Annotated in this window: 1 protein-coding gene; it reads left to right on the forward strand. The window is 67.2% G+C overall.

All coding sequences use genetic code 11. From position 1 onward, the window contains the following. Nucleotides 1-1337: beta-ketoacyl synthase N-terminal-like domain-containing protein (locus tag ACFV57_RS42645; protein WP_385244687.1), on the forward strand; the 1337-nt coding region annotated here is incomplete at both ends.

The raw sequence follows: 1337 nt of genomic DNA on the forward strand, positions 1-1337 counted from the left end.
CGTGCGGAGCCGCTGGCGTTCTTGTCGGCTCTGGCGCAGGCCTATGTCCGGGGGGTTCCTGTTGACTGGGCGGCTGTGTTCGCCGGCACCGGGGCGCGCCGTGTCGATCTGCCCACCTACGCCTTCCAGCGCAAACGCTACTGGCTCGACACTGCCAAGCGAGCGGTGGCTCGTCCGGTGTCCCAGGTGGCGGATTCCGCGCAGGAGGATGCGTTCCCAGAGGTTTCCGCTCGTACTGCCACGCTGGCCGAGAAGCTGGCCGCGCAGTCTGCGGCCGAGCAGAAGCGTACGGTCACGGAGCTGGTCTCCCGGCATGTGAGCGTGGCACTCGGCTACGCCAGCGGTGACACCGTCGGACTCAAGCTGTCCTTCTCCGACCTCGGCTTCGACTCGATGACGGCCGTTGAATTCCGCAACGGCCTCTCGACCGCTACGGGCCTGCGGCTCGCTTCCGGGCTCCTCTTCGACTACCCGACGCCTGCCGCACTCATCGCCCATCTCCAGGCCGAGCTGATCGGCGAGGCCGATGACCAGCTGACCGCTACCCCTACGGCAACTGCGCTGCCGGCGAACGCTGATGAGCCGATCGCCATTGTCGGTATGGCGTGCCGTTTTCCCGGGGGTGTGGTGTCTCCGGAGGACTTGTGGCGGCTGGCGTTCGAGGGTCGTGATGTCGTCGGTGAGTTTCCGTCGGATCGTGGCTGGGATCTGGAGGGTTTGTATGACCCGGATCCGGAGCGTGCGGGTAAGTCGTACACGCGCCAGGGCGGATTCCTTTATGACGCCGGCGAGTTCGACGCCGCATTCTTCGGGATTTCGCCGCGTGAGGCACTGGGCATGGACCCGCAGCAGCGGCTGCTGCTGGAGACGGCCTGGGAGACCCTGGAGCGCGCCGGAATCGACCCGGATCTGCTCGGCAACACCCAGACCGGCGTGTTCGTGGGCGCGACGGCCCAGGACTACGGCCCGCGTATGCACGACGCCCCCGAAAGCCTTGGCGGACACACCCTGACGGGAGGCACGCCGAGTGTCATGTCGGGGCGTATCGCCTACCAGTTGGGGCTGATTGGTCCTGCGGTAACGGTGGACACGGCGTGTTCGTCGTCGCTGGTGGCGCTGCACCTGGCCGTCCAGGCCCTGCGCTCCGGTGAGTGCTCGATGGCACTCGCGGGTGGGGCCACCGTGATGCCCACGCCCGGAATGTTCATCGAGTTTTCGCGTCAGCGGGGTTTGGCGGTGGACGGGCGTTGCAAGGCGTTCGCTGCTGCCGCGGATGGCACCGGCTGGGGTGAGGGTGTGGGCATGTTGCTGGTGGAGCGGTTGTCGGATGCGCGGAA

It is taken from the genome of Streptomyces sp. NPDC059788 (assembly GCF_042732265.1).
Classification (GTDB): Bacteria; Actinomycetota; Actinomycetes; order Streptomycetales; family Streptomycetaceae; genus Streptomyces.